This is a genomic window from Streptomyces sp. NBC_01717 (assembly GCF_036248255.1).
GTDB lineage: Bacteria > Actinomycetota > Actinomycetes > Streptomycetales > Streptomycetaceae > Streptomyces.
Window position 1 is genome coordinate 2194205 of the sequence record NZ_CP109178.1, and the last position, 22455, is coordinate 2216659.

The window sequence follows — 22455 nt, forward strand, 5'->3', positions numbered from 1 at the left end:
GGGCGGACAAGACGCTGTCGATGAGGGAGGCCATCGCCTCCTTCGTCCACGACGGCGACACCGTCTGCCTCGAAGGCTTCACCCATCTCATCCCGACCGCCGCGGGCCACGAGATCATCCGTCAGGGCCGCCGCGACCTCACCGTCGTCCGGATGACCGCCGACATCGTCGTCGACCAGATGATCGCCGCGGGGTGTGTCTCACGACTGGTCTCCTCCTTCGTCGGCAACTCCTCGGCCGGTTCGCTGGGCGAGCTGCGGCGGCGCGTCGAGACCGGCGATCCCGCGCCGCTCGCCTTCGAGGAGTACAGCCACTACGGCATGATCTGCCGCTATCTCGCCGGCTCCCAGCGGCTGCCGTTCTATCCGCTGCGCTCGTACGGCGGCAGCGATCTGCCGTCCGTCAACAGCGATCTGCGGAAGGTCACTTCGCCCTACCCGGGCCCGGACGGCGAACCCGAGCAGATCTATGTGGTGCCGCCCGTCAACCCGGATGTCACGATCATCCACGCACAGCGGGCCGACCGCCGCGGCAACACCCAGATATGGGGCCTGACCGGCATCCAGGCGGAGGCCGTGTACGCGGCGGACAAGGCGATCGTCGTCGTGGAGGAGATAGTCGACGACGAGGTGATCCGCTCGGACCCGAACCGTACGCTCGTCCCGGCCCATGCGGTCGACGCCGTCGTCGCCTGCCCACGCGGCGCGCACCCCTCGTTCGCGCAGGGGTACTACGACCGGGACAACGCCTTCTACCGGGCCTGGTCGCAGATCAGCAAGGATCCGCAGCGGCTGCAGGAGTGGCTGGACGAGTGGGTGCGCGGGACGGCCGACCACGCCGAGTACGTCGACAGGCTCGGCGACGAGTTCTGGGCGGGTCTGGCGGCCGGCGAGGCGCTCAGCGAACCGGTGAACTACGGGCGGCGACTGTGAGTACGGAACACGAGAAGGAGCAGAGCATGGCCACCGTCACCTCGTCGGAGCTGCTCTCCGTCGTCGCCTCGCGCGAACTGGTCGCGCGCCGCACCGTGTTCGCCGGCATCGGCCTGCCGACGCTCGCCACGGAGCTGGCCCATCTGACGGTCGCTCCGGACATCGAGGTCGTGTACGAGTCCGGGGTCTGCGGCGCGCACCCCTCCCAACTGCCGGAGACCATCGCCGACGCCGTCCTCATCACCGGCGCCGAGGCGGTCCTCTCCATGCCGGCGCTCTTCGGCTCCGTACTGCAGGGCGGCCATATCGACGTCGGGTTCCTGGGGGCCGCGCAGATCGACCGCCACGGCAATCTCAACACCTCCGTGATCGGTGACTGGGACAGCCCGACGGTCCGGCTGCCCGGCTCCGGCGGCGGCGTCGAGGTGATGGCCAACTCCCGTGAGGTCTTCGTGGTGATGCGCCGTCACAACCCGCGCTCCTTCACCGCGGCCCTCGACTTCTGCACCACGCCCGGACCCGACCGGGCGCTCGCCGAGGGCATCCGGCCGCTGGGCATCGGCGTCACCCGGGTCATCACCGAACTGGGCATCCTGGCCCGCGGGGGCATCGGCGAGGAACTGCGGCTGGTCGCCGTCCAGCCGGGTGTCACGGTCGAACAGGTACGGGCGGCCACGGGCTGGGACCTGTCGGTCGCCGACACCGTGGAGACCGTACCGCCGCCCACCGCCGAGGAACTGCGACTGCTGCGCGAGGACGTCGACCCCGAACGCGTCTATCTTCGCTGAGACGACTGCACCCGCTCACCCGCACCCGAGAGGACCCCAACTGCCATGCGTATCAGGATCGTCGGCGCCGGAGCCATGGGCCGTGGCATCGCCCAGTGGGCCGCGACCGCCGGACACACCGTCGAGCTGTGCGACGTACGCACCGAGGCGGTGACCGCGGCCCTCGACTTCGTACGGTCCATGCTCGACCGCGCCGTACAGAAGGGCCGGCTGTCCGCCGAGGACTGCGCCGCCACCCTGGAACGGCTGGTTCCGCTCAATGATCCGTGGGCGGACGGGCCGGAGGTCGAGCTGGTCATCGAGGCGGTGCGGGAGGACCTCGGCACCAAGGCGGAGGTCTTCGGCCGGCTGGAGCAGGCACTGCCCGCCTCGGCCGTGTTCGCGACCAACACCTCCTCCCTGTCGGTCACCCGGATCGCCGCGGCGCTGAAGGACCCGACTCGCCTGGCTGGGCTGCACTTCTTCAACCCGGTGCCGCTGATGAAGATCGTCGAGATCGTGCCGGGCGCGGCCACCCGGCCGGAGATCCCGCCGGCCCTCACCGCGCTCGTCGAGGGCTGCGGGCACCGGGCGGTGACGGTCGCCGACACCCCCGGCTTCCTCGTCAACCACGCCGGTCGTGGTCTGGTGACCGAGGCGCTCGCGCTGCTGGAGGAGTCGGTCGCCGACCCGGCAGGCATCGACCGGATCGCGCGTGACGTGCTCGGCCTGCGGATGGGCCCGTTCGAGCTGATGGACCTCACCGGTCTGGATGTGACGGCCGCAGTCATCGACTCGATCTGGGAGGGCTTCCGGTACGCGGACCGGCTCCGCCCCTCGTACCTCACCCCGAACCGGGTGGCCGCGGGGCTGCACGGCCGCAAGACCGGGCACGGCTGGTTCGCGTACGGCTCCGACGCACCCGCCGCCGCTCCGGAGCCGCCGGTCACCGGCGATGCGGACCGGCCGGTGTACGTCGTCGGGGACGCGGCGGATTCCGGCGCGGCCGCGCTGCGAGAGGCGCTGGCCGCGGCGGGCGCCACCGTCGAGACCGGCACCGAACCGTCCGCCGACGCCCTGGTGCTGGTCCCGGTCTGGGGCACGACCGTGGCCGCCGCGGTCGCCGCGTACCGACTGCCCGCCCGGCGCACCTTCGGAGTGGACCCGCTGCCTCCGGCCGGCCGCCGCCGGGTACTCGCCGTGACGGCGGCGGCGGACCCGGCCGCCGCACGGGACGCCCGGGCGGTGCTGGCCCGGGCGGCCGAGGACGACGACGAGCCGTACACGGTGTCGGTGGTACGGGACACGGCAGGTTCGGTCGCCCAACGGCTGCTGGCCTCGATCGTGTCCGTCGCCGCGTCGATCGCCGAGCGCTCCCTCGCCACCCCGGCCGATATCGATCTGGCCGTCACGACCGGTCTCGGCTATCCGGTGGGGCCGCTGGCCTGGGGCGACCGGATCGGCGCGGACCGGATGCTGGAACTGCACCGGGCGCTGCACGCGACGACCGGTGACCCGCGCTACCGCCCGGCCCGCTGGATCACCGAGCGCGCCCAGCTGGGCCTGGCGCTGACGGACCCGGGGACTTCCCCGGGCGACTGCCTGGGCTGAGGGCCGACCCGTTCGGATCGGGCCCGATCGGGCCCGATCCGGTCTCCCGGTCGTGGATGACGCCGAAGCCTGCCCCCTATCCCAGCGCAGCGGTCACGGCCGGTTCAACCGCTTTTTTCACGGCCCCACCATGCCGGGGCAGCGCATGACCGATTCGTACAAGACGCACCGCGCGGCCGCGTTCTACGTTCGGACCATGACTCCACGACTCGACGCGATCGGCATCACCACCGCGGATCTGGCCGCATCGCTCGCCTTCTACCGCCGGCTCGGGCTCGACATCCCCGCCGGAGCGGACTCCGCACCCCATGTCGAAGTGACCCTGCCGAACGGACAGCGCATCCTGTGGGACACCGAGGACGTCATCCGCTCCTTCGACCCCGGGTGGGCCGGTTCGCAAGGAGGTGACCGGGTCGGGCTCGCGTTCGTCTGCGACAGCCCCGCGGAGGTGGACGCGGTGTACGACGACCTGACCGGCGCCGGGTACCAGGGCCATCTGAAGCCGTGGGACGCCGTGTGGGGGCAGCGTTACGCGGTTGTCCTCGACCCGGACGGCTGCGCGGTGTCGCTCTTCGCCAGCGCCTCGCAGTAGGCGGTCAGGGTCGTACCGGCCAGTTCGCGCATCTCCCGCGCGAGGTGCGCCTGGTCGGTGCACCCCGCTGCGAGCGCCGCGTCGGCGTACGGCATGCCGGTCCCTACGAGTGCCAGTGCACGCTGCAGTCGCAGGACCCGGGCCAGGGTCTTGGGCCCGTAGCCGAAGGCCGCCAGCGATCGGCGGTGCAACTGCCGGGCGCCGAGGCCGGCCGTGTGCGCGGTGGCGGCGACCGACCGCCCCTGCGCGAGCTGCCCGGCGACGGACCGCATCAGCGGATCCGGCGGCTCGGTGGCGGCCGCCCGCCGCAGCGCCAGGGACTCGAGTGCGGCAGCGGGGTCGGCGGCGTCGGCGATGCGCTCGGTGAGTATGCGCACCTGGGCGCCCGGCCACAGATCGGCGAGGTCGACCCGCAGGTCACGCAGTTCGTACGCCGGTACGCCGAGGAGGGCCGGGGCGGTGCCGGGGGCGAACCTGATGCCGGTGAACCGGCCGCCGGTCCCTTCCGAGGGTTCGTACGCGTGGCTGTCGGGCCCGGCGACGATCAGCCGCCCGTCGATCCAGAGCAGGTCCAAGCAGCCGTCGGGCAGCACGGGCCGGACGGGCCCCTGCGGCACGTGCCGCGTCCAGACGATCGCCCCGTCGAAGCGGGACTCCCGCTCTGCGTACCATTCGCCCATACCTCACACGCTAAGGGCTGGCCCGGGCGACCGGTTCAGCTTGCCGGTCGCCCGGTGCGACACCTGCGGCACTACGGCCGCGGCTTCGGGTGCCCCTTCCCCTCCCGCTCCGCGTCCTTTGACGTGTGCTTCGCCGACTCCTTGTCGCGGCTCGGCTGCCGCAGCCTGGACCTCACGTCGTCCGGCGGCAGGAACCTCGACCACCGCTCCGGGAACTCGGACGGCATATAGGGGGTGTCGCCTTCGTCGATGTCGTCCCAGTCCGCCTCGGCGTTCTCCGCCTGCGCCCGCGCCAGGAGCTCCGCTGCCTGGGCCGCCCGTACCCGGTCGTTGGCCGCACGCGCCGCCGCCGTCGCCAGCGAGGGCCACACCCGGTCGATGGCGGCGTTGACCGCCGCCCCCACCAGCACCGCGAACGCGGAGATGCCGATCCACAGCAACACGGCGATCGGGGCGGCGAGCGAGCCGTAGATCGTCGGCCCCTCGACCGTGCTGGTCAGATAGATCCGGAGCAGGAAGCTCCCGACCACCGACATCACGAACGCCACGAGCGCACCCGGCACGTCCTCGATCCACGGCGACCGGACCGGCACGGACACGTGGTAGAGCGTCGTCAGGAACGCGATCGACAGCAGGATCACCAGGGGCCAGTAGAAGACGCTTATGACCTCCGTGCCCCACGGGATGAACTCCACGACCCGGTCGGGGCCGACCACGAGCAGCGGCAGCACGACCGCTCCGAGAAGCAACGCCACGATGTACAGCAGGAAGGAGAGCAGCCGTGTCTTGACGATGCCGCGATGGCCGTCGAGGCCGTACATCACGGTGATCGTGTCGATGAAGACGTTCACCGCGCGGGACCCCGACCAGAGCGCGATCGCGAAGCCGATGGAGATGACATCGGGGCGGGCGCCGGTCGTGACGTCCGCCAGGAGCGGCTTGGCGAAGTCGTTGACGCCCCGCTGGGACAGGACCGTCTGCGCCGCGTTGAGGATGTTGCGCTCGATGGACGCGACGGTGGTGGTGTTCGTCCACTCGTCGACGTAACCGAGCAGTCCGATCAGTCCGAGGAGCAGCGGCGGAAGCGACAGCAGGGTGAAGAACGCCGCCTCGGCCGCGAGTCCCAGGATGCGGTACTCCATGCACGAATTGACGGTGTCCTTTAGCAACTGCCAGACCATCTGCCGCTTGGATACGTTGCGGTAGAGGACTCGGGCCCGGTGGAGCCGCCCCGGTGGCCGCTCGGGTGTTTCATTTGCTGCCTGCACGTCCTTACCGTATCGGCATGGCTGCCACCACCCACACAGTGTCCAACCAGGTCCCGCCCCTGGTCGACTACGACGTCTTCGCCGCGGACCGTGCGCTCACCGAGGCCGTCGAGCGGCACCTCGCACCGGAGCTGCTCGCCGGTGCACGCGACGAGCTCGGCGACCTGGGCCGGTCCGCCGGGTCCGCGCAGGTCCAGCGGTGGGGTGCGCTGGCGAACGAGTACCCGCCGAAACTGCGTGCCCATGACCGGTACGGGCATCGCATCGACGAAGTGGAGTTCCATCCGGCCTGGCACCGGCTGCTGGGGCACGCGGTCACCGCTGGGCTGACCGATGCCTGGGGCCGACCGGGCGGTCATGTGCGGCGCGCCGCCGGATTCCTGGTGTGGACGCAGCCCGAGGGCGGGCAAGGCTGCCCGCTGTCGATGACGCATGCGGCGGTGCCCGCGCTGCGGACCGACCCGGTGCTGGCCGCCGAGTGGGAGCCGCGCCTGACGTCGTGGGTGTACGAGGAGGGACTGCGGCCCCCCGCGCAGAAGGCCGGGGTGCTCTTCGGAATGGGCATGACGGAGAAGCAGGGCGGCTCCGACGTGCGGGCCAACACGACGCGGGCCGAGCCGCTGTCGGCCGACGGCGAGTATCTGCTGACCGGGCACAAGTGGTTCTGTTCGGCGCCGATGTCCGACGGCTTCCTGGTGCTGGCGCAGGCGCCCGGCGGGCTGACGTGCTTCCTGCTGCCCCGGGTGCTGCCGGACGGCACCCGCAACGCGTTCGCGATCCAGCGCCTCAAGGACAAACTGGGCAACCGGTCCAACGCGTCGAGCGAGGTCGAGTTCGACGGGACGTGGGCGCGCCGGGTCGGTGACGAGGGGCGCGGGGTGCGCACCATCATCGAGATGGTCGCCGCGACCCGGCTGGACTGTGTGCTCGGCTCGGCGGCGCTGATGCGGCAGGCGGTGGCGCAGGCGATCCACCACTGCACGTACCGCAGCGCGTTCGGCGGGGTGCTGATCGAGAAGCCGCTGATGCGCAATGTGCTGGCCGATCTGGCGCTGGAGTCGGAGGCGGCGACGGTGCTGGCGCTGCGGCTGGCCGCCGCGTACGACGCCGATACGGAGACGGAGCGGGCCTTCCTGCGGATCGCGGTGCCGACGGCGAAGTACTGGGTGACGAAGCGGTGCACACCGTTGGCCGGCGAGGCGCTGGAGTGTCTGGGCGGCAATGGTTACGTCGAGGAGTCCGGGATGCCGCGGCTGCTGCGCGAGGCGCCGCTCAACTCGATCTGGGAGGGCTCGGGGAACGTACAGGCGCTGGATGTCCTGCGGGCGCTGCAGCGCGAGCCGCAGGCGCTGAACGCGTTCCTGCAGGAGGTCGGCAGGGCACGCGGCGCGGATCACCGGCTGGACGGGGCGATCAAGGACATGCTGACCGAGCTGGCCGATCTGAACGGGATCGAGGCGCGGGCCCGGCGCCTCGTCGAGCGGATGGCGCTGGTGCTGCAGGGTTCGCTGCTGGTGCGCTGGGCGCCGCCGGAGGTGGCCGACGCGTTCTGTGCGTCACGGCTGGGCGGGGACTGGGGTTCGGCGTTCGGCACGCTGCCGCACAGCCTGGACCTGGCCTCGATCGTGGAGCGAGCCCGGCCCGTCGCGCGCTGAGGAGGAACAGCGACGAAGGGTGGTGCTGCGCCGACACGGCACCACCCTTCATGCTGTGCACACCGAACAGCGGGGCACAGGCTCCGCTGCGCGGTATTAGGCCACTCTCGTACGTATCGACACGCGACCGCCAGAGTTGCAAAGGGTTGCAACGAGTGTGTGGAGTGCGCAGTATCGGGAACCCCACAACGACAGGATGGAAGCGGCGGGCCGTGGACGGCTCCGGCAGCTGGGGGGATCGACGGTGGAGACAAGTCCGGTCGAGGTGACACGGCTGGCCGCCCTGGGTTCGGACCGGGCCACCCACTTACTCCACAAGGCCCGGGAGGCGAAGCTCGCCGGCGACCGTCCGCCCGTCGCACCACGGGCCGAGATCGGTGCCTCCTGGGATCGGGTGCTGCGCAGCGGCATCGACCCCGAGCAGTCCACCCAGAGTGTGCTGCTGGAGACGGACGAGATCGAGCACCGGCGCCGCAGTTCCGCGCTGGGTGAGGTGATGCCGCTGCTCAGCGACGGTCTGGTCTCCATCGCCGACACCGCGCAGCAGATCATGGTCGTCACCGATACCGAGGGCCGGGTGCTGTGGCGGCAGGGCAATCCGGGGGTGCTGCGCCGGGCCGACAGTATCTGTCTGGAGGAGGGCGCGTCCTGGGCCGAGACGATCACGGGCACGAACGCCATCGGTACGGCGCTCGCCTCGCGCGCCCCGGTCCAGGTCCACTCGTCGGAGCACTTCGTCCGCAGTCTGCACTCCTGGACGTGTGCGGCGACCCCGGTCCGTGACCCGCGCGACGGCCGGCTGATCGGCATCGTCGACATCAGCGGCCCCGCGACCACGTTCCATCCGATGACGCTGGCACTGGTCGGTTCGGTGGCCCGGCTCGCCGAGAACGAGATCCGGACCCGGCATCTGGTCGCGGTCGACCGGCTGCGTTCGGTTGCGGCGCCGCTCCTCGCCCGGCTGGGCGGCCGGGCGCTGGCGGTGGACCCGCACGGCTGGCTGGCCGCCGTCACCGGAATGCCGCCGGTCGACCGGCTGCCGCTGCCGAAGTCGCTGCAGGCCGGCCGGGTGTGGCTGCCGTCGCTCGGTATGTGCCGGGTGGAGCCGCTGCCCGGCGGCTGGCTGGTGCAGGTGACGGACGAGCCGTCGGATGCGCCGCCGCGCCGGGTGGTCCTCGATCTGGGCCGGCCGCCCGGCCTCACGGTCACGGTGACGGGCCCGGTCGGCTCGTCGACCCAGCGGCTCTCGCCGCGCCATGCCGAGCTGCTGTACGCGCTGGCGCTGCACCCCGAGGGACGTACGGCATCGGAGCTGGCGGAGGACATCTTCGGCGATGCGACCCGGACGGTGACGGTGCGGGCGGAGATCTCACGGCTGCGACGCCATCTGGCCGAGGTGCTGGCGAACCGGCCGTACCGCTTCGGTGAGGGCGTCGCTGTGGAGGTGATCCATCCGGAACACCCGGGCGATCTGCTGCCGCGCTCGACGGCGCCGGTGGTGGTCAGGGCCCGTACGACGGCGTGACGGGAGCCGGGTCGGCACCGGAGCCGGGCAGGCGGTGCTCGGCCGGGGGCCCGGCCGGCCGGGCGGTGACCGGAGCCGGGCCGCCGGCCGGGCCGTGATCGCAGTCGCAGTCGCAGTCGCAGTCCAGGCAGCGGGACAGGCTTTGGCCAGAGCTGTACAGCGTGATTCCCTGGCAGGCATGAACAACCCTGAGCCCGCGCCTGCCGCCGCCGAGGTGACCATCTGGTCCCTGGAACAGACCTCCCCCGACGACCTGCGGCCCGCCGCGGCCCCCGAGGGTGACGTCCGGATCGTCCGGTCGGCGGTGCCGCTGCCGGAGTTCAGCCGCTTCCTGTACACGGCGGTCGGCGGTGACATCCAGTGGACCGACCGGCTCTCGATGACGTACGCCGAGTGGCAGGAGGCCCTGGACCGGCCCGGGGCGGAGACCTGGGTGGCGTACGAGAACGGGACCCCGGCCGGTTACATCGAGCTGGACCCGCAGGACGACGGCGTGGTCGAGATCATGTACTTCGGCCTGATCCCGGCTTTCCGGGGGCGCCGGATCGGCGGTCACCTTCTCGCGTACGGGGCCGCGCGCGCCTGGGACCTGGCGGAGCGCTGGCCGGAGCGGCCGCCGACGAAGCGGGTGTGGCTGCACACCTGCTCCAAGGACGGCCCGCACGCCATGGACAACTATCTGCGCCGCGGGTTCAGGCTCTTCGACACCAAGGTCGAGCTGGAGGCGGACGTGGCGACGCCGGGGCCGTGGCCCGGCGCGGCCCGGTAGAGCGGTACGTTTCGGCCATTACCTCCATTACGGACGCCGCGACGCAGGCGGGCGAGGTGACGGCCGCCACATCGTCTCACCTTTCGGGACAGTCTCGTCCACATCATGGATAACGGTGGACTGTCCCGAGAGGCGCGTGACACGCTTCCGTCATGTCTGGAACTGGAATTGCCTTGGTGAGTCGACGCCACGTCGACTTCGGCCGCATGTCCAGCGCCATCTGTCCGGCGGGCTGAGAGTCCCAGCACCGCCGCGATCCCCTTTCTCTGCAACACCTGCGCACCGCCGCGCCTCCGCGCGAGTGTGCAGTTCAGAGCCGCCCTCCTGCAGTCCCGAAGGACGTACTGTCATGGCCGCTACCCCGGAACAGCCTGCGACCACCACGCCCCGCCGCAAGGCCGGACGCCACCGTGGCGAAGGCCAGTGGGCCGTGGGGCACCACACTCCGCTCAACGGCAATGAGCAGTTCAAGAAGGACGACGACGGTCTCAATGTGCGGACGCGCATTGAGACGATCTACTCCAAGCGGGGTTTCGACTCGATCGACCCGAACGACCTGCGTGGACGCATGCGTTGGTGGGGTCTGTACACCCAGCGCAAGCCCGGGATCGACGGCGGCAAGACTGCGGTCCTGGAGCCGGAGGAGCTGGACGACAAGTACTTCATGCTGCGGGTGCGGATCGACGGCGGCCGGCTGACCACCGCGCAGCTGCGGGTCATCGGCGAGATCTCGCAGGAGTACGCGCGCGGCACCGCGGACATCACCGACCGGCAGAACATCCAGCTGCACTGGATCCGCATCGAGGACGTCCCGGCGATCTGGGAGAAGCTGGAGGCCGTCGGGCTCTCCACCACCGAGGCCTGCGGCGACTGCCCCCGCGTGATCATCGGCTCCCCGGTGGCGGGCATCGCGGCCGACGAGATCATCGATGGCACGCCCGCCGTCGACGAGATCCACGACCGCTACATCGGCAGCAAGGAATTCTCCAACCTGCCGCGCAAGTTCAAGACCGCGATCTCCGGTTCGCCGGTGCAGGACGTGGTGCACGAGATCAACGACATCGCGTTCGTCGGCGTGGTCCACCCCGAGCACGGTCCGGGCTTCGACATCTGGGTGGGTGGCGGGCTCTCCACCAACCCGCGGCTCGCGGAGCGGCTGGGCGCATGGGTGCCGCTCGACGAGGTGCCGGACGTCTGGGCCGGAGTCATCGGCATCTTCCGCGACTACGGCTACCGCCGACTGCGCACCCGCGCACGGCTGAAGTTCCTGATGGCCGACTGGGGCCCCGTGAAGTTCCGCCAGGTGCTGGAGGACGAGTACCTGAAGCGCCCGCTGCTCGACGGCCCCGCCCCCGAGCAGCCGAGCAACCGCTGGCGCGACCACGTGGGTGTCCACGAGCAGCAGGACGGCCGTTTCTACGTCGGGTTCGCACCCCGGGTCGGCCGCGTGGACGGCACCACGCTGGCCAAGATCGCCGACCTGGCGGCCGCGCACGGCTCGGACCGGCTGCGCACCACCGTCGAGCAGAAGATGCTCATCCTCGACGTGGAGCGGGACCAGGTGGACTCCCTGGTCGCCGGTCTCGAGGCGCTCGACTTCCAGGTGAAGCCCTCGCCGTTCCGGCGCGGCACGATGGCCTGCACCGGCATCGAGTTCTGCAAGCTGGCGATCGTCGAGACGAAGGCGCGCGGCGCCTCGCTGATCGACGAACTGGAGCGCCGCCTGCCGGACTTCGACGAACCGCTGACCATCAACGTCAACGGATGCCCCAACGCCTGCGCCCGCATCCAGACCGCGGACATCGGCCTCAAGGGCCAGCTCGTCCTGGACGCCGACGGCAACCAGGTCGAGGGCTTCCAGGTGCACCTGGGCGGCGCACTGGGTCTGGAGGCCGGCTTCGGTCGCAAGGTCCGTGGCCTGAAGGTCACTTCGGCCGAGCTGCCGGACTACGTCGAGCGGGTTCTCGGCCGGTTCCAGAAGGAGCGCGAGGACGGCGAGCGGTTCGCGACGTGGGCGGCGCGGGCCAGTGCGGAGTCGCTGTCATGAGCGGCCGCGCCGCACCGTTCTACTGCCCGTACTGCGGGGACGAGGACCTGCGCCCGCACGAGACCGGGCACGGCGCCTGGGAATGTGCTTCCTGCAACCGCGCGTTCCAGCTCAAGTTCCTGGGTCTGCTGACCCGGGGACTGCAGCGTAACGACGTCGAAGGGGACGGGATATGACGGACACTCTGACGACCGATGACCTCAAGAGCCTGGCCGAGCGCGCGGGCCGGGAGCTGGAGGACGCCGCCCCGCTGGAGATCCTGAAGTGGGCCGCCGACACCTTCGGCAAGCGGTTCTGTGTCACCTCCTCGATGGAGGACGCGGTCGTGGCGCACCTCGCCTCCCGCGCCTTCCCGGGCGTCGACGTGGTCTTCCTCGACACCGGGTACCACTTCGAGGAGACGATCGGGACCCGCGACGCGGTGGATGCCGTGATGGACGTCAATGTCATCACGCTGACCCCACGTCAGAGCGTCGCCGAGCAGGACGCCGAGTACGGGCCGAAGCTGCACGACCGCGACCCGGACCTGTGCTGCAAGCTGCGGAAGGTCAAGCCCCTCGAGGAGGGCCTGACTTCGTACGCGGCCTGGGCGACCGGGCTGCGTCGCGACGAGTCCCCGACCCGGGCGAACACCCCGGTGGTCGGCTGGGACGAGAAGCGGCAGAAGGTCAAGGTCTCGCCGATCGCCCGCTGGACGCAGGACGACGTGGACGCGTATGTCGCGGAGCACGGGGTCCTCACCAACCCGCTGCTGATGGACGGGTACGCCTCCGTGGGCTGCGCGCCCTGCACCCGCCGGGTGCTGGAGGGCGAGGACGCGCGCGCCGGCCGCTGGGCCGGACGGGGCAAGACGGAGTGCGGGCTGCACGACTGATGACGACTGATCAGGAGACTTCGATGAGCGTGACGGAGACGGGAGCCACCATCTGGCTGACCGGTCTGCCGAGCGCGGGCAAGACCACCATCGCGTACGAACTGGCCGGCCGGCTGCGTGGCGAGGGGCACCGGGTGGAGGTGCTCGACGGCGACGAGATCCGGGAGTTCCTCTCCGCGGGGCTCGGCTTCTCCCGCGAGGACCGGCACACCAACGTCCAGCGGATCGGCTTCGTCGCCGAACTCCTGGCCGCCAACGGCGTGAAGGTGCTGGTTCCGGTCATCGCCCCGTACGCGGACAGCCGTGACGCCGTACGCAAGCGCCATCAGGCGGAGGGCACCGCGTATCTCGAGGTGCATGTCGCGACTCCGGTCGAGGTGTGCTCCGTACGCGATGTGAAGGGCCTCTACGCCAAGCAGGCGGCGGGCGAGATCAGCGGGCTCACCGGGGTCGACGACCCGTACGAGGCGCCCGAGTCACCGGACCTGCGGATCGAGTCGCACCAGCAGACCGTGCAGGAGTCCGCGGCGGAGCTGTATGCGCTGCTGAGCGAGAGGGGTGCAGCGTGACGACTGTCGCGACTGTGTCGGAAGGCACCGACAATCCGTACGCACTCAGCCACCTGGACTCCCTGGAGTCCGAGGCCGTGCACATCTTCCGTGAGGTGGCCGGGGAGTTCGAGCGGCCGGTGATCCTTTTCTCCGGCGGCAAGGACTCCATCCTGATGCTGCACCTGGCGCTCAAGGCGTTCGCGCCCGCGCCGGTGCCGTTCGCACTGCTGCATGTCGACACGGGACACAACTTCCCCGAGGTCCTGGCGTACCGCGACCGCACGGTCGCCGAGCACGGGCTGCGGCTGCATGTGGCCTCCGTGCAGGAGTACATCGACGCCGGGAAGCTCCGTGAGCGCCCCGACGGCACACGCAACCCGCTGCAGACCGTGCCGCTGACCGAGGCGATCCAGGAGCACCGCTTCGACGCCGTGTTCGGGGGCGGCCGCCGCGACGAGGAGAAGGCGCGCGCCAAGGAGCGGGTCTTCTCGCTGCGCGACGAGTTCTCCCAGTGGGACCCGCGCCGCCAGCGCCCCGAGCTGTGGCAGCTGTACAACGGCCGGCACGCCCCCGGCGAGCACGTCCGGGTCTTCCCGATCTCCAACTGGACCGAGCTCGACGTCTGGCAGTACATCGAGCGCGAGGGCATCGAGCTCCCGGCGATCTACTTCGCCCACGAACGCGAGGTCTTCAACCGCTCCGGGATGTGGCTGACCGCCGGTGACTGGGGCGGCCCCAAGGAGGGCGAGCGGGTCGAGACCCGGCAGGTGCGCTACCGCACCGTCGGCGACATGTCCTGCACCGGCGCCGTCGATTCCGACGCCACGACGCTCGACGCCGTGATCACCGAGATCGCCGCCTCCCGGCTCACCGAGCGGGGCGCGACACGCGCCGACGACAAGATGTCCGAGGCCGCGATGGAAGACCGCAAGCGCGAGGGGTACTTCTAAATGACCACAGTCACCCAGCACGCAGAGCAGTTGTCGACCACGACCCTGCTGCGGTTCGCCACCGCGGGGTCCGTCGACGACGGCAAGTCCACCCTCGTCGGACGCCTGCTGCACGACTCCAAGTCGGTCCTCACCGACCAGCTGGAGGCCGTCGAGCACGCCTCGCGCAACCGGGGCCAGGAGGCGCCGGACCTGGCGCTGCTGACCGACGGGCTGCGGGCCGAGCGCGAGCAGGGCATCACCATCGATGTCGCCTACCGCTACTTCGCCACGCCGCGCCGCCGGTTCATCCTGGCCGACACCCCGGGGCATGTGCAGTACACCCGGAACATGGTGACGGGTGCCTCGACCGCCGAGCTCGCCGTCGTCCTGGTCGACGCCCGCAACGGTGTCGTCGAGCAGACCCGCCGGCACGCCGCCGTCGCCGCGCTGCTGCGGGTGCCGCACGTGGTCCTCGCCGTCAACAAGATGGACCTGGTCGACTACGCGGAGCCCGTATTCGCCGCCATCGCCGAGGAGTTCACCGCGTACGCGGCCTCGCTCGGCGTCCCGGAGATCACCGCGATCCCGATCTCCGCGCTGGCCGGCGACAACGTCGTGGAGCCTTCCGCGCACATGGACTGGTACGGCGGACCGACGGTGCTGGAGCACCTGGAGACGGTGCCGGTCAGCCACGACCTCACCGCCTGCCACGCACGCTTCCCCGTCCAGTACGTGATCCGGCCGCAGACCGCCGAGCACCCCGACTACCGGGGCTACGCGGGCCAGATCGCCGCCGGCGCGTTCCGCGTGGGCGAGGCCGTCACCGTCCTTCCGTCCGGCCGTACGTCGACGATCGCCGGGATCGACGCGCTCGGCGAGAGCGTCGACATCGCCTGGGCTCCCCAGTCGGTGACCATCCGGCTGGCCGACGACATCGACGTCTCGCGCGGTGACCTGATCGCACCTGCCGACGACGCACCGGCAGTCACCCAGGACGTCGAGGCGACCGTCTGCCACGTCGCTGACCAGCCGCTCGCCGTCGGCCAGCGGGTGCTGCTCAAACACACCACCCGCACGGTCAAGGCGATCGTCAAGGACATCCCGTCCCGGCTGACGCTGGACGACCTCTCGCAGCACCCGGCGCCCGGCCGGCTCGTCGCCAACGACATCGGCCGGGTCGTCGTCCGTACCGCCGAACCGCTCGCGCTCGACGCCTACGCGGACTCGCGCCGCACCGGTTCGTTCCTGCTGATCGACCCGGCGGACGGCACCACGCTCACGGCCGGCATGGCGGGCGAGGCGTTCGCCGCCACGGCCCCGGGCGAGGAAACCGCCGCCGACGACGCCGAATGGGACTTCTGATGAGTATCGACATCTTCGCGACGTTCGCGAAGGAGGGTGGTCGAGTCGGCAGCGGCACCCTCGGCAGCGGCCAGGGCGGGGTTGCGCGATGTGCGCGATGACGTACGCGCACTGCCTGCGCGCCCGCTTGCACCAACCGCACCGCCTGTACCGCCAGTTCAGACGAAGACATGCCGACTTCCCGGCCGCGTCCCCGTAACCGACGAGGGACGCGAGTACCGGGCCAACGAGAGGAAAGCCTCCCGTGCCTGCCACCCGAATCACCCTGCGCCGCAGCCTCGCCGCTGCCGCCGCTCTGCCGCTGCTCGCCGTGGCGCTCACCGCCTGCGGCTACGGCTCCGAGGCGAAGGACGACGACGCCAAGAAGGCGAACGTCTCCTCCGACGGCAAGAAGCTCTCAGCGGACACCGTGAAGATCGGCTACTTCCCGAACCTCACGCACGCCACCGCCCTGGTCGGCATCCAGGAAGGCCTGATCGCCAAGGAGCTCGGCGGCACGACGGTCAAGCCGTCGACGTTCAACGCCGGGCCGTCCGAGATCGAGGCGCTCAACGCGGGGTCCATCGACATCGGCTTCATCGGCCCCTCCCCCGCCATCAACGGCTTCGCCAAGTCCAAGGGCAAGAGCCTGCGGATCATCGGCGGTTCGGCGTCCGGCGGTGTGAAGCTGGTCGTCAACCCCAAGAAGATCAAGACCCTGGACGACCTCAAGGGCAAGAAGATCGCCACCCCGCAGCTCGGCAACACCCAGGACGTGGCGTTCCTCAACTGGATCTCCGAGAAGGGCTGGAAGGTCGACGCCCAGAGCGGCAAGGGCGACGTCTCCGTGGTCCGTACTGACAACAAGGTGACCCCGGACGCCTACAAGTCCGGTTCCATCGACGGTGCCTGGGTCCCGGAGCCGACCGCCTCCAAGCTGGTCGCGCAGGGCGCCAAGGTGCTCCTCGACGAGTCGACGCTCTGGCCGGACAAGAAGTTCGTGATCACGAACATCATCGTGTCGCAGAAGTTCCTCAGCGAGCACCCGGACGTCGTCGAGGCGGTGCTGCGCGGTTCGGTCAACACCAACGCGTGGATCAACGCCAACCCGGACAAGGCGAAGGCCTCCGCCAACGCCGCGCTCAAGGAGCTGTCCGGCAAGGCGCTGCCGCCCGAGGTCATCGACCCGGCGTGGAAGTCCGTCCAGTTCACCGATGACCCGCTGGCCGCCACCCTCGACACGGAGGCCAAGCACGCGGTGAAGGCCGGTCTGCTGGAGCCGACGGACCTGAGCGGCATCTACGACCTGAAGCCGCTGAACAAGATCCTCAAGGCCGCGGGCAAGCCCGAGGTCGCCGACGCCGGTCTCGGCGTCAAGTAACCCCCGACCGATCCAGGATCTCCCAGGAGGTGACGACCATGGCGACGACCACTCTCACCAAGGCCGAGGACCGTGTGTCGGCCGGGCACGCCGCCCGTATCGCGCACGTCTCGAAGTCCTTCGGCGGACCGGAGGGGACGCAGCTCGTCCTGGACGACATCACGCTCGATGTCGCTCCCGGCGAGTTCGTCACCCTCCTGGGAGCTTCCGGGTGCGGCAAATCGACGCTGCTCAACCTGGTGGCCGGACTCGACCGCCCGACCGCGGGGTCCATCGAGACCCCCGGCGGGCGGCCGGCCCTGATGTTCCAGGAGCACGCCCTCTTCCCGTGGCTGACCGCGGGCAAGAACATCGAACTCGCGCTGCGGCTGCGTGGCGTGCCCAAGTCCGACCGCCGCGCGGAGGCGGAGCGGCTGCTCGAACTCGTACGGCTCGGCGGGGCGTACGGGAAGCGGGTGCACGAACTCTCGGGCGGCATGCGCCAGCGGGTGGCGATGGCCCGCGCACTCGCCCAGGACAGTCAACTGCTGCTGATGGACGAGCCGTTCGCCGCACTCGACGCCATCACCCGGGATGTGCTGCACGACGAGCTGACCCGGATCTGGCGCGAGACGAACGTCTCGGTCCTCTTCGTCACGCACAACGTGCGGGAGGCGGTCCGGCTCGCCGAGCGGGTCGTCCTGCTGTCGTCGCGGCCGGGCCGGATCGCCCGCGAGTGGACGGTCGACATCGACCAGCCGCGCCGCATCGAGGACACCGCGGTGGCGGAGCTGTCCGTCGAGATCACGGAACAACTGCGTGGGGAGATCCGCCGACATGGCCAGCACTGACACGACCACCACCGAGGACGCCGCCGTCAAGGACGCCGCCCAGGATCTGGCCGGCCTCGAGGCGGGTCTGGACGCACTCGACGCGGTGCGGGTGAGCCGCACCCCGGTGCGCCAGGTGCTGGTGCAGAAGGTCCTGCCGCCGGTCGCGGCCATCGCGCTCGTCCTGGTCGTCTGGCAGATCCTGATCTGGGCGAAGGTCACCGACGACTACAAGCTGCCGTCGCCCACCCAGGTCTGGGACGAGGTGAGCAACGCCTGGGCGCAGGGCACCCTGCTCGGCTACATCTGGACGAGCATCTCGCGCGGGCTGTTCGGCTTCCTGCTGGCGCTCGTCATCGGCACCCCGCTCGGGCTGCTGGTGGCCCGCGTGAAGGTGGTGCGCGCGGCGATCGGACCGGTGCTCTCAGGTCTCCAGTCGCTGCCGTCGGTGGCCTGGGTGCCGCCCGCGGTCCTCTGGCTGGGGCTCAACGACAAGATGATGTACGCGGTGATCCTGCTGGGCGCAGTCCCGTCGATCGCCAACGGTCTCGTCGCCGGTGTCGACCAGATCCCGCCGCTTCATCTGCGGGCGGGGCAGACGCTGGGCGCCACCGGGCTGCGCGGTACCTGGCACATCGTGCTGCCCGCCTCGCTGCCGGGCTATCTGGCGGGGCTGAAGCAGGGCTGGGCGTTCTCCTGGCGCTCGCTGATGGCCGCCGAGATCATCGCCTCGTCCCCCGATCTGGGCGTGGGACTGGGGCAGTTGCTGGAGCAGGGCCGGGAGACCAGCAGCATGTCGATGGTGTTCCTCGCCATCTTCCTGATCCTGATCGTCGGCATCGCCATCGACCTGCTGATCTTCAGCCCGCTGGAGCGGTGGGTGCTGCGCAGCCGCGGCCTCCTCGTCAAGAACTGAGTACTGTCATGGCTTCCCCCGTTCTCCTTGTCATCGCCCACGGCAGCCGCGATCCGCGGCACGCGGCGACCGTTCACGCGCTCACCGCGCGGGTCCGGTCGCTGCGACCGGGGCTGCGGGTGGAGACCGGCTTCCTGGACTTCAACGCCCCGTCGGTGCCGCAGGTCCTTCAGCGGCTGGCCACGGACGGAGCGAAGGACGTCATCGCGCTCCCCCTGCTCCTCACCCGGGCCTTCCACGCCAAGTCCGACATCCCGACGGTGCTGCACAAGGCCCGGACCGGACTGCCGCGGCTGCACGTCCGGCAGGCCGAAGTGCTCGGCCCGTCACCGCTGCTGAACGCCGCTCTGGAACAGCGGCTGTACGGAGCCGGGATCCGTCCCGGCGACAAGAGCTCGACCGGGCTCGTCCTGGCCTCGGCGGGCTCCACAGACCCGGAGGCGATCGCAGTGATCGCTGAAATCGCGCGGGAGCTGCGGCACACCGGCTGGTGTTCCGTGCGGCCTGCGTTCGCCTCCGCGGCATCTCCCACCGGGTTCCCCCGCACCGAGGACGCGGTACGGGCCCTGCAGGCCGAGGGCGTGGGCCGGGTGGCGGTGGCGCCGTACGTCATCGCGCCCGGCCGCCTCCCGGACCGTATCGCTGCGGGTGCCCGGGGGGCGGGGGCGGACGTGCTGGCCGATGTGCTCGGTCCCTCGCCGGAGTTGGCACGGCTGCTGCTGCTGCGCTACGACGAGGCAGCTGTGCCGCGCGTGGCGGCGCTCACCGCCTGACGGGGAACAGCAAGTACCGGCGAGAGCGAGTGACTTCAGCTGAAGTCGAGGCTGCCCGTGCGGGTGCGCTTGAGCTCGAAGAAGTCCGGGTAGCCGGCCATCACCCGGAGGCTGTCGAACAGCCTGGCCGCCTCCTCGCCGCGCGGGACGGAGTTGAGGACCGGGCCGAACCAGACTCCGCCGTCGACATGGATGGTGGGGGTGCCCACATACGCGTCGGCCTCCGGGTCCTTGCCCGCGTCGTGGCTGCGGCGCAGCGCCTCGTCGTACGCCGTGGAATGCGCGGCCCCGGCAAGCCCGTCGGGCAGCCCCACTTCGGCGAGCGCCTGGGCGACCACCTCGTCGAAGTCCGCGTTCTTCTGTACGTGGATGCGGGTTCCCAAGGCGGTGTAGAGCTCCCGGAGCACACCGTCGCCGTGGTCGGCGGCCGCGGCGACCGCGACCCGCACCGGGCCGATCGACTTGTCGACCAGTTCCCGGTACCAGTCGGGGAGTTCATTGCCGACGTTGTGCAGGAAGAGGCTCATGACGTGGAAACGGAGCTCGATGTCGCGCTGCTGCTCCACCTCCAGCATCCAGCGGGAGGTGATCCAGGCGAACGGGCAGGCCGGGTCGAAGTAGAAGTCGACGGCGGTCCTGCCCGTAGCCGGGGTGGGGTGAGTGGTCATGCGTCGAGCCTATCCGGGAATTGGCGTACGGCTCCGGGCCATTCACCACTCGATCCCCTGGGCCACTTTCAGGCGGCGGTCCAGTGCGGGTCGCGTCCGCTGTGGGCCAGCGCCCGTTCGAACACCGGCGCCGAATCGGACACCGGGACCTCATCGGCGAAGCCGTCGTACTGCCGGTAGAGCGCCGCGGAACCGTCGACGACATCGAGGACGAAGGCTGCCGCCGCGTCGGAGAGCCGGAACTCCTGCCCGGTTGCCCGGGCCACGTCCCAGCCGTGCAGGGCCGTCTCCTCGATGAGCATGGCGGCGATCTCGGACGCCGGGGACGTGGAACCCCCGAGGTCGATCTCCCCCTCCCAGACGGCCGGGTCCGACCAGGCGGCGACGGCGCGGTCCAGCTGCGCCGCGTACCTCTCCGCCCAGTCGGCATCCGCGGTGAAGTCACGGGTGGTGAGCTCGTCGGGCAGATCCTTGCGCAGGGCGCGGTGCTCCAGGCCGTACGAGGTGTAGAGGACCCAGTGGTTGATCAGCCCGCGCACGTCCCAGTCACCGCAGGGCGTGGCGGAAGCGTCCAGCTGTTCGGCGCGGACGGCACGGGCGATGCGGGCCGCTTCGGCGGCGCATTCGGTCAGGTGAGCGTGCTCGTTCTTCATGCACAGCACGCTAGAGCGGCCGCTGCCACGAGTATTGAAGAAATGCGACAGCGGCCGGGCCTCGGACCGGTCAGGAGGCCGCGTCGATCAGTGCGGTGAGTTCGGCCACCGACATCGATCCGGGTTCCCGCCGCTCCCGCGCGAAGGCATTCGCGGTGCGCTGGAGTACGTCATTGACCGGTGTGGGCACCTCGTGCTCCCGGCCGAGCAGCACGATCTCGCCGTTGAGATAGTCGGCCTCGATCGTGCCCGTACCCCGGCTGAGGCTCTGCCAGGACGAACCGGCGCCGCGCGGGGAGCCGTCGAACGGCTCGAAGCGGATGCGGTCGCCGCGCGCCTTCGTCTGTTCCTCCTGGCCGACCGCTTCGACACCGGCGGCCGCCAGCACGGCCCGGCCCTCGGCGAGCGCCCGCTTGAACAGGGCGACGGCGTCGTCCCCGGTGAGCAGGCCGGTGACGGCCTCGATGGCGTTGGCGAGGTTGGAGAGCAGCTTGCCGTACTTCCAGCGCATCACGTCCGGCACGACCGGGGCGAGCAGCTTCGACTTCTCCAGGTCGGCGGCGATCAGCCGGGCCGTCTCGTCGGTCCCGGTGGGATAGCGCCCCAGGTGCAGGATGCCGGTCAGCGGCGTTCCGGCAGCGGACACCTCGCCGGGTTCGACGAACGTGGCGGGGAGCCAGACGCACATGCCGTACACGTGCCGGAAGCGGCGCAGCGCGAGACGTTCGCTCTCCACGCCGTTCTGCGCGCAGATCAGGGGCAGCCGCTCGCCCGCGGTACCCCCGCCCGCCACCGGCCTGACGCTCCAGGCGTCGAGCGCGGCGGTGCTGTCCTGTGTCTTCACTGCGAGTACGAGTACGTCGTCCGCGGTCAGGTCCAGTGCGTCGGGCCGGTCGACGACGGGGAGGGAGTGGGTACGGGGGCCGTCCGGCGTGGTGAGCCGGAGTCCGCCCGTGCGCAGCGCCTCGTACTGCGCGCCGCGCGCCACCAGGACGACGTCGTGGCCGGCCTCGGCCAGCCGCCCACCTATGGCGCCGCCGACGGCGCCCGCTCCCACGATGATGTAGCGCATGTTGGCTCCGTCCGGTGCGGCCGTGTGTCACATATGGCGGTCAGATCCTATGCGGGGAGGCGGACCTGTCGAAGGCCGCCCACCGGGGCCGGGAACCTGACGGCCGTGGCCCCGCGCCGTTGCGGGCGTTGGGCTGCGGACGGACCGGATCGATCTCCACCAACTGCACCGGCTGGACCCGGATGTCCCCATGGCCGATCAGCCGGGCGCTCCGGATGCGCCGAGGCGGGGAGGTAAGATCCAGTTCATCGGTCCGGAAACACCCTCACCACCGACCAGCTGGGGCAGGCCCTCTCCCTGACCGGGATCGCCTCGGTGCAGAACCGCTTCGCTCTCCTCGACCGCGCGTCGGACCCGGTGCTGAAGCTCTGCGAGACCCATGGCCTCGCCTGTCTGCCCCGCCGTCGGCCAACGGCCGCCCTGACCGGTTACGCCGCCGAGGCGCTCGCCGGTATCGCCGAACGGCACGGTGCCAGCCGCGGGCAGATCGCCCTCGCCTGGCTTCCGCACCGCTCCCCCGTACTGTGCCCGAGACCGGGCACGGGTCCGCCCGTCCATCCGGCGGAGGACCTCGGGGCTGCGGAGATCCGGCTGTCCGCCGAGGACATGAGTCGCCTGGAAGCGCTCGCATCCGTATGA

23 protein-coding genes are annotated in these 22455 nt (G+C 70.7%); 18 read left to right on the forward strand and 5 right to left on the reverse strand.

From position 1 onward, the window contains the following. Positions 1–20 precede the first annotated feature (20 nt). The 4 genes from OHB49_RS10035 to OHB49_RS10050 all read left to right on the forward strand — a co-directional run bounded on the left by OHB49_RS10035 (position 21) and on the right by OHB49_RS10050 (position 3902). A complete protein-coding gene (locus OHB49_RS10035) occupies positions 21–932 on the forward strand; it encodes a CoA transferase subunit A (protein ID WP_329166427.1) in 912 nt (303 codons plus the stop codon). Positions 933–958: 26 nt separating this feature from the next. Further along, positions 959–1720 carry a CoA-transferase subunit beta gene (locus tag OHB49_RS10040; protein WP_329159591.1) on the forward strand — a complete coding sequence of 254 codons (762 nt, stop codon included), beginning with the start codon at positions 959–961 and terminating at the stop codon, positions 1718–1720. A 45-nt stretch (positions 1721–1765) separates the two neighbouring features. After that, positions 1766–3310 carry a 3-hydroxyacyl-CoA dehydrogenase gene (locus tag OHB49_RS10045; RefSeq protein ID WP_329159593.1) on the forward strand — a complete coding sequence of 515 codons (1545 nt, stop codon included), beginning with the start codon at positions 1766–1768 and terminating at the stop codon, positions 3308–3310. A gap of 145 nt (positions 3311–3455) precedes the next feature. After that, complete coding sequence (locus OHB49_RS10050; protein ID WP_030974962.1) at positions 3456–3902, forward strand: VOC family protein; 447 nt, start codon at positions 3456–3458, stop codon at positions 3900–3902. Here the strand turns inward: OHB49_RS10050 and OHB49_RS10055 are convergent. Further along, a complete protein-coding gene (locus OHB49_RS10055) occupies positions 3839–4582 on the reverse strand; it encodes a helix-turn-helix domain-containing protein (RefSeq protein WP_329159595.1) in 744 nt (247 codons plus the stop codon). The genes OHB49_RS10050 and OHB49_RS10055 overlap by 64 nt on opposite strands. Positions 4583–4653: 71 nt before the next feature. Then, on the reverse strand, positions 4654–5850 hold the full coding sequence (locus OHB49_RS10060; protein ID WP_329159596.1) for a YihY/virulence factor BrkB family protein: 1197 nt from the start codon (positions 5848–5850) through the stop codon (positions 4654–4656). A gap of 17 nt (positions 5851–5867) precedes the next feature. On the opposite strand from OHB49_RS10060, the gene OHB49_RS10065 reads away from it, so the two are divergent. The 13 genes from OHB49_RS10065 to OHB49_RS10125 all read left to right on the forward strand — a co-directional run bounded on the left by OHB49_RS10065 (position 5868) and on the right by OHB49_RS10125 (position 19423). After that, complete coding sequence (locus OHB49_RS10065) at positions 5868–7505, forward strand: acyl-CoA dehydrogenase family protein (protein WP_329159597.1); 1638 nt, start codon at positions 5868–5870, stop codon at positions 7503–7505. A 244-nt stretch (positions 7506–7749) separates the two neighbouring features. After that, positions 7750–9030, forward strand: a complete 1281-nt coding sequence (locus tag OHB49_RS10070) for a GAF domain-containing protein (RefSeq protein WP_443079511.1) — start codon at positions 7750–7752, stop codon at positions 9028–9030. A 178-nt stretch (positions 9031–9208) separates the two neighbouring features. After that, positions 9209–9799, forward strand: a complete 591-nt coding sequence (locus tag OHB49_RS10075) for a GNAT family N-acetyltransferase (protein WP_329159598.1) — start codon at positions 9209–9211, stop codon at positions 9797–9799. Positions 9800–10148: 349 nt separating this feature from the next. Continuing rightward, the gene (locus OHB49_RS10080; protein WP_329159599.1) at positions 10149–11846 is read left to right on the forward strand and encodes a nitrite/sulfite reductase; all 1698 of its coding nucleotides are present in this window, start codon (positions 10149–10151) and stop codon (positions 11844–11846) included. Next, positions 11843–12022: a hypothetical protein gene (locus tag OHB49_RS10085; protein ID WP_030917138.1), complete on the forward strand. Its 180-nt coding sequence runs from the start codon at positions 11843–11845 to the stop codon at positions 12020–12022. Before OHB49_RS10080 ends, OHB49_RS10085 begins: the two co-directional genes overlap by 4 nt. Continuing rightward, positions 12019–12720, forward strand: coding sequence for a phosphoadenylyl-sulfate reductase (locus OHB49_RS10090; RefSeq protein WP_030974952.1), 702 nt, complete (start codon positions 12019–12021; stop codon positions 12718–12720). The genes OHB49_RS10085 and OHB49_RS10090 overlap by 4 nt, the downstream gene beginning before the upstream one ends. Before the next feature lie 23 nt (positions 12721–12743). Continuing rightward, positions 12744–13289, forward strand: a complete 546-nt coding sequence (gene cysC, locus OHB49_RS10095) for an adenylyl-sulfate kinase (RefSeq protein ID WP_030917145.1) — start codon at positions 12744–12746, stop codon at positions 13287–13289. After that, positions 13286–14221 carry a sulfate adenylyltransferase subunit CysD gene (gene cysD / locus OHB49_RS10100; protein WP_329159601.1) on the forward strand — a complete coding sequence of 312 codons (936 nt, stop codon included), beginning with the start codon at positions 13286–13288 and terminating at the stop codon, positions 14219–14221. Before cysC ends, cysD begins: the two co-directional genes overlap by 4 nt. Further along, positions 14222–15565, forward strand: a complete 1344-nt coding sequence (locus tag OHB49_RS10105) for a sulfate adenylyltransferase subunit 1 (protein ID WP_329159603.1) — start codon at positions 14222–14224, stop codon at positions 15563–15565. It begins immediately after the preceding gene. A gap of 244 nt (positions 15566–15809) precedes the next feature. Beyond that, the gene (locus OHB49_RS10110) at positions 15810–16925 is read left to right on the forward strand and encodes an ABC transporter substrate-binding protein (RefSeq protein ID WP_030974943.1); all 1116 of its coding nucleotides are present in this window, start codon (positions 15810–15812) and stop codon (positions 16923–16925) included. Positions 16926–16963: 38 nt separating this feature from the next. Beyond that, positions 16964–17755 (forward strand): ABC transporter ATP-binding protein, encoded by a 792-nt coding sequence (locus OHB49_RS10115; RefSeq protein ID WP_030974941.1) that lies wholly within the window; start codon positions 16964–16966, stop codon positions 17753–17755. Further along, positions 17742–18650 (forward strand): ABC transporter permease, encoded by a 909-nt coding sequence (locus OHB49_RS10120; protein ID WP_329159605.1) that lies wholly within the window; start codon positions 17742–17744, stop codon positions 18648–18650. The genes OHB49_RS10115 and OHB49_RS10120 overlap by 14 nt, the downstream gene beginning before the upstream one ends. An 8-nt stretch (positions 18651–18658) precedes the next feature. Further along, complete coding sequence (locus tag OHB49_RS10125) at positions 18659–19423, forward strand: sirohydrochlorin chelatase (RefSeq protein ID WP_329159606.1); 765 nt, start codon at positions 18659–18661, stop codon at positions 19421–19423. Positions 19424–19458: 35 nt separating this feature from the next. Here OHB49_RS10125 and OHB49_RS10130 read toward each other — a convergent pair whose 3' ends face one another. The 3 genes from OHB49_RS10130 to OHB49_RS10140 form a co-directional block, all read right to left on the reverse strand. Beyond that, a complete protein-coding gene (locus OHB49_RS10130) occupies positions 19459–20091 on the reverse strand; it encodes a mycothiol-dependent nitroreductase Rv2466c family protein (RefSeq protein ID WP_329159607.1) in 633 nt (210 codons plus the stop codon). Positions 20092–20159: 68 nt separating this feature from the next. Continuing rightward, positions 20160–20744 (reverse strand): TIGR03086 family metal-binding protein, encoded by a 585-nt coding sequence (locus OHB49_RS10135; protein ID WP_329159608.1) that lies wholly within the window; start codon positions 20742–20744, stop codon positions 20160–20162. 70 nt (positions 20745–20814) lie between these two features. Further along, positions 20815–21816 (reverse strand): ketopantoate reductase family protein, encoded by a 1002-nt coding sequence (locus tag OHB49_RS10140; RefSeq protein WP_329159609.1) that lies wholly within the window; start codon positions 21814–21816, stop codon positions 20815–20817. A 315-nt stretch (positions 21817–22131) separates the two neighbouring features. Here OHB49_RS10140 and OHB49_RS10145 point away from each other — a divergent pair, with 315 nt between their 5' ends. After that, on the forward strand, positions 22132–22455 hold the full coding sequence (locus OHB49_RS10145) for an aldo/keto reductase (protein WP_052189853.1): 324 nt from the start codon (positions 22132–22134) through the stop codon (positions 22453–22455).

Excerpts from the sequence above, each read along its gene's own strand:
- OHB49_RS10035 (WP_329166427.1), top strand. The coding sequence starts at position 21 with ATGAGGGAGGCCATCGCCTCCTTCGTCCACGACGGCGACACCGTCTGC.
- OHB49_RS10040 (WP_329159591.1), top strand. The coding sequence starts at position 959 with ATGGCCACCGTCACCTCGTCGGAGCTGCTCTCCGTCGTCGCCTCGCGC.
- OHB49_RS10045 (WP_329159593.1), top strand. The coding sequence starts at position 1,766 with ATGCGTATCAGGATCGTCGGCGCCGGAGCCATGGGCCGTGGCATCGCC.
- OHB49_RS10050 (WP_030974962.1), top strand. The coding sequence starts at position 3,456 with ATGACCGATTCGTACAAGACGCACCGCGCGGCCGCGTTCTACGTTCGG.
- OHB49_RS10055 (WP_329159595.1), bottom strand. The coding sequence starts at position 4,582 with ATGGGCGAATGGTACGCAGAGCGGGAGTCCCGCTTCGACGGGGCGATC.
- OHB49_RS10065 (WP_329159597.1), top strand. The coding sequence starts at position 5,868 with ATGGCTGCCACCACCCACACAGTGTCCAACCAGGTCCCGCCCCTGGTC.
- OHB49_RS10075 (WP_329159598.1), top strand. The coding sequence starts at position 9,209 with ATGAACAACCCTGAGCCCGCGCCTGCCGCCGCCGAGGTGACCATCTGG.
- OHB49_RS10080 (WP_329159599.1), top strand. The coding sequence starts at position 10,149 with ATGGCCGCTACCCCGGAACAGCCTGCGACCACCACGCCCCGCCGCAAG.
- OHB49_RS10085 (WP_030917138.1), top strand. The coding sequence starts at position 11,843 with ATGAGCGGCCGCGCCGCACCGTTCTACTGCCCGTACTGCGGGGACGAG.
- OHB49_RS10090 (WP_030974952.1), top strand. The coding sequence starts at position 12,019 with ATGACGGACACTCTGACGACCGATGACCTCAAGAGCCTGGCCGAGCGC.
- cysC (WP_030917145.1), top strand. The coding sequence starts at position 12,744 with ATGAGCGTGACGGAGACGGGAGCCACCATCTGGCTGACCGGTCTGCCG.
- OHB49_RS10105 (WP_329159603.1), top strand. The coding sequence starts at position 14,222 with ATGACCACAGTCACCCAGCACGCAGAGCAGTTGTCGACCACGACCCTG.
- OHB49_RS10115 (WP_030974941.1), top strand. The coding sequence starts at position 16,964 with ATGGCGACGACCACTCTCACCAAGGCCGAGGACCGTGTGTCGGCCGGG.
- OHB49_RS10120 (WP_329159605.1), top strand. The coding sequence starts at position 17,742 with ATGGCCAGCACTGACACGACCACCACCGAGGACGCCGCCGTCAAGGAC.
- OHB49_RS10125 (WP_329159606.1), top strand. The coding sequence starts at position 18,659 with ATGGCTTCCCCCGTTCTCCTTGTCATCGCCCACGGCAGCCGCGATCCG.
- OHB49_RS10130 (WP_329159607.1), bottom strand. The coding sequence starts at position 20,091 with ATGACCACTCACCCCACCCCGGCTACGGGCAGGACCGCCGTCGACTTC.
- OHB49_RS10135 (WP_329159608.1), bottom strand. The coding sequence starts at position 20,744 with ATGAAGAACGAGCACGCTCACCTGACCGAATGCGCCGCCGAAGCGGCC.
- OHB49_RS10140 (WP_329159609.1), bottom strand. The coding sequence starts at position 21,816 with ATGCGCTACATCATCGTGGGAGCGGGCGCCGTCGGCGGCGCCATAGGT.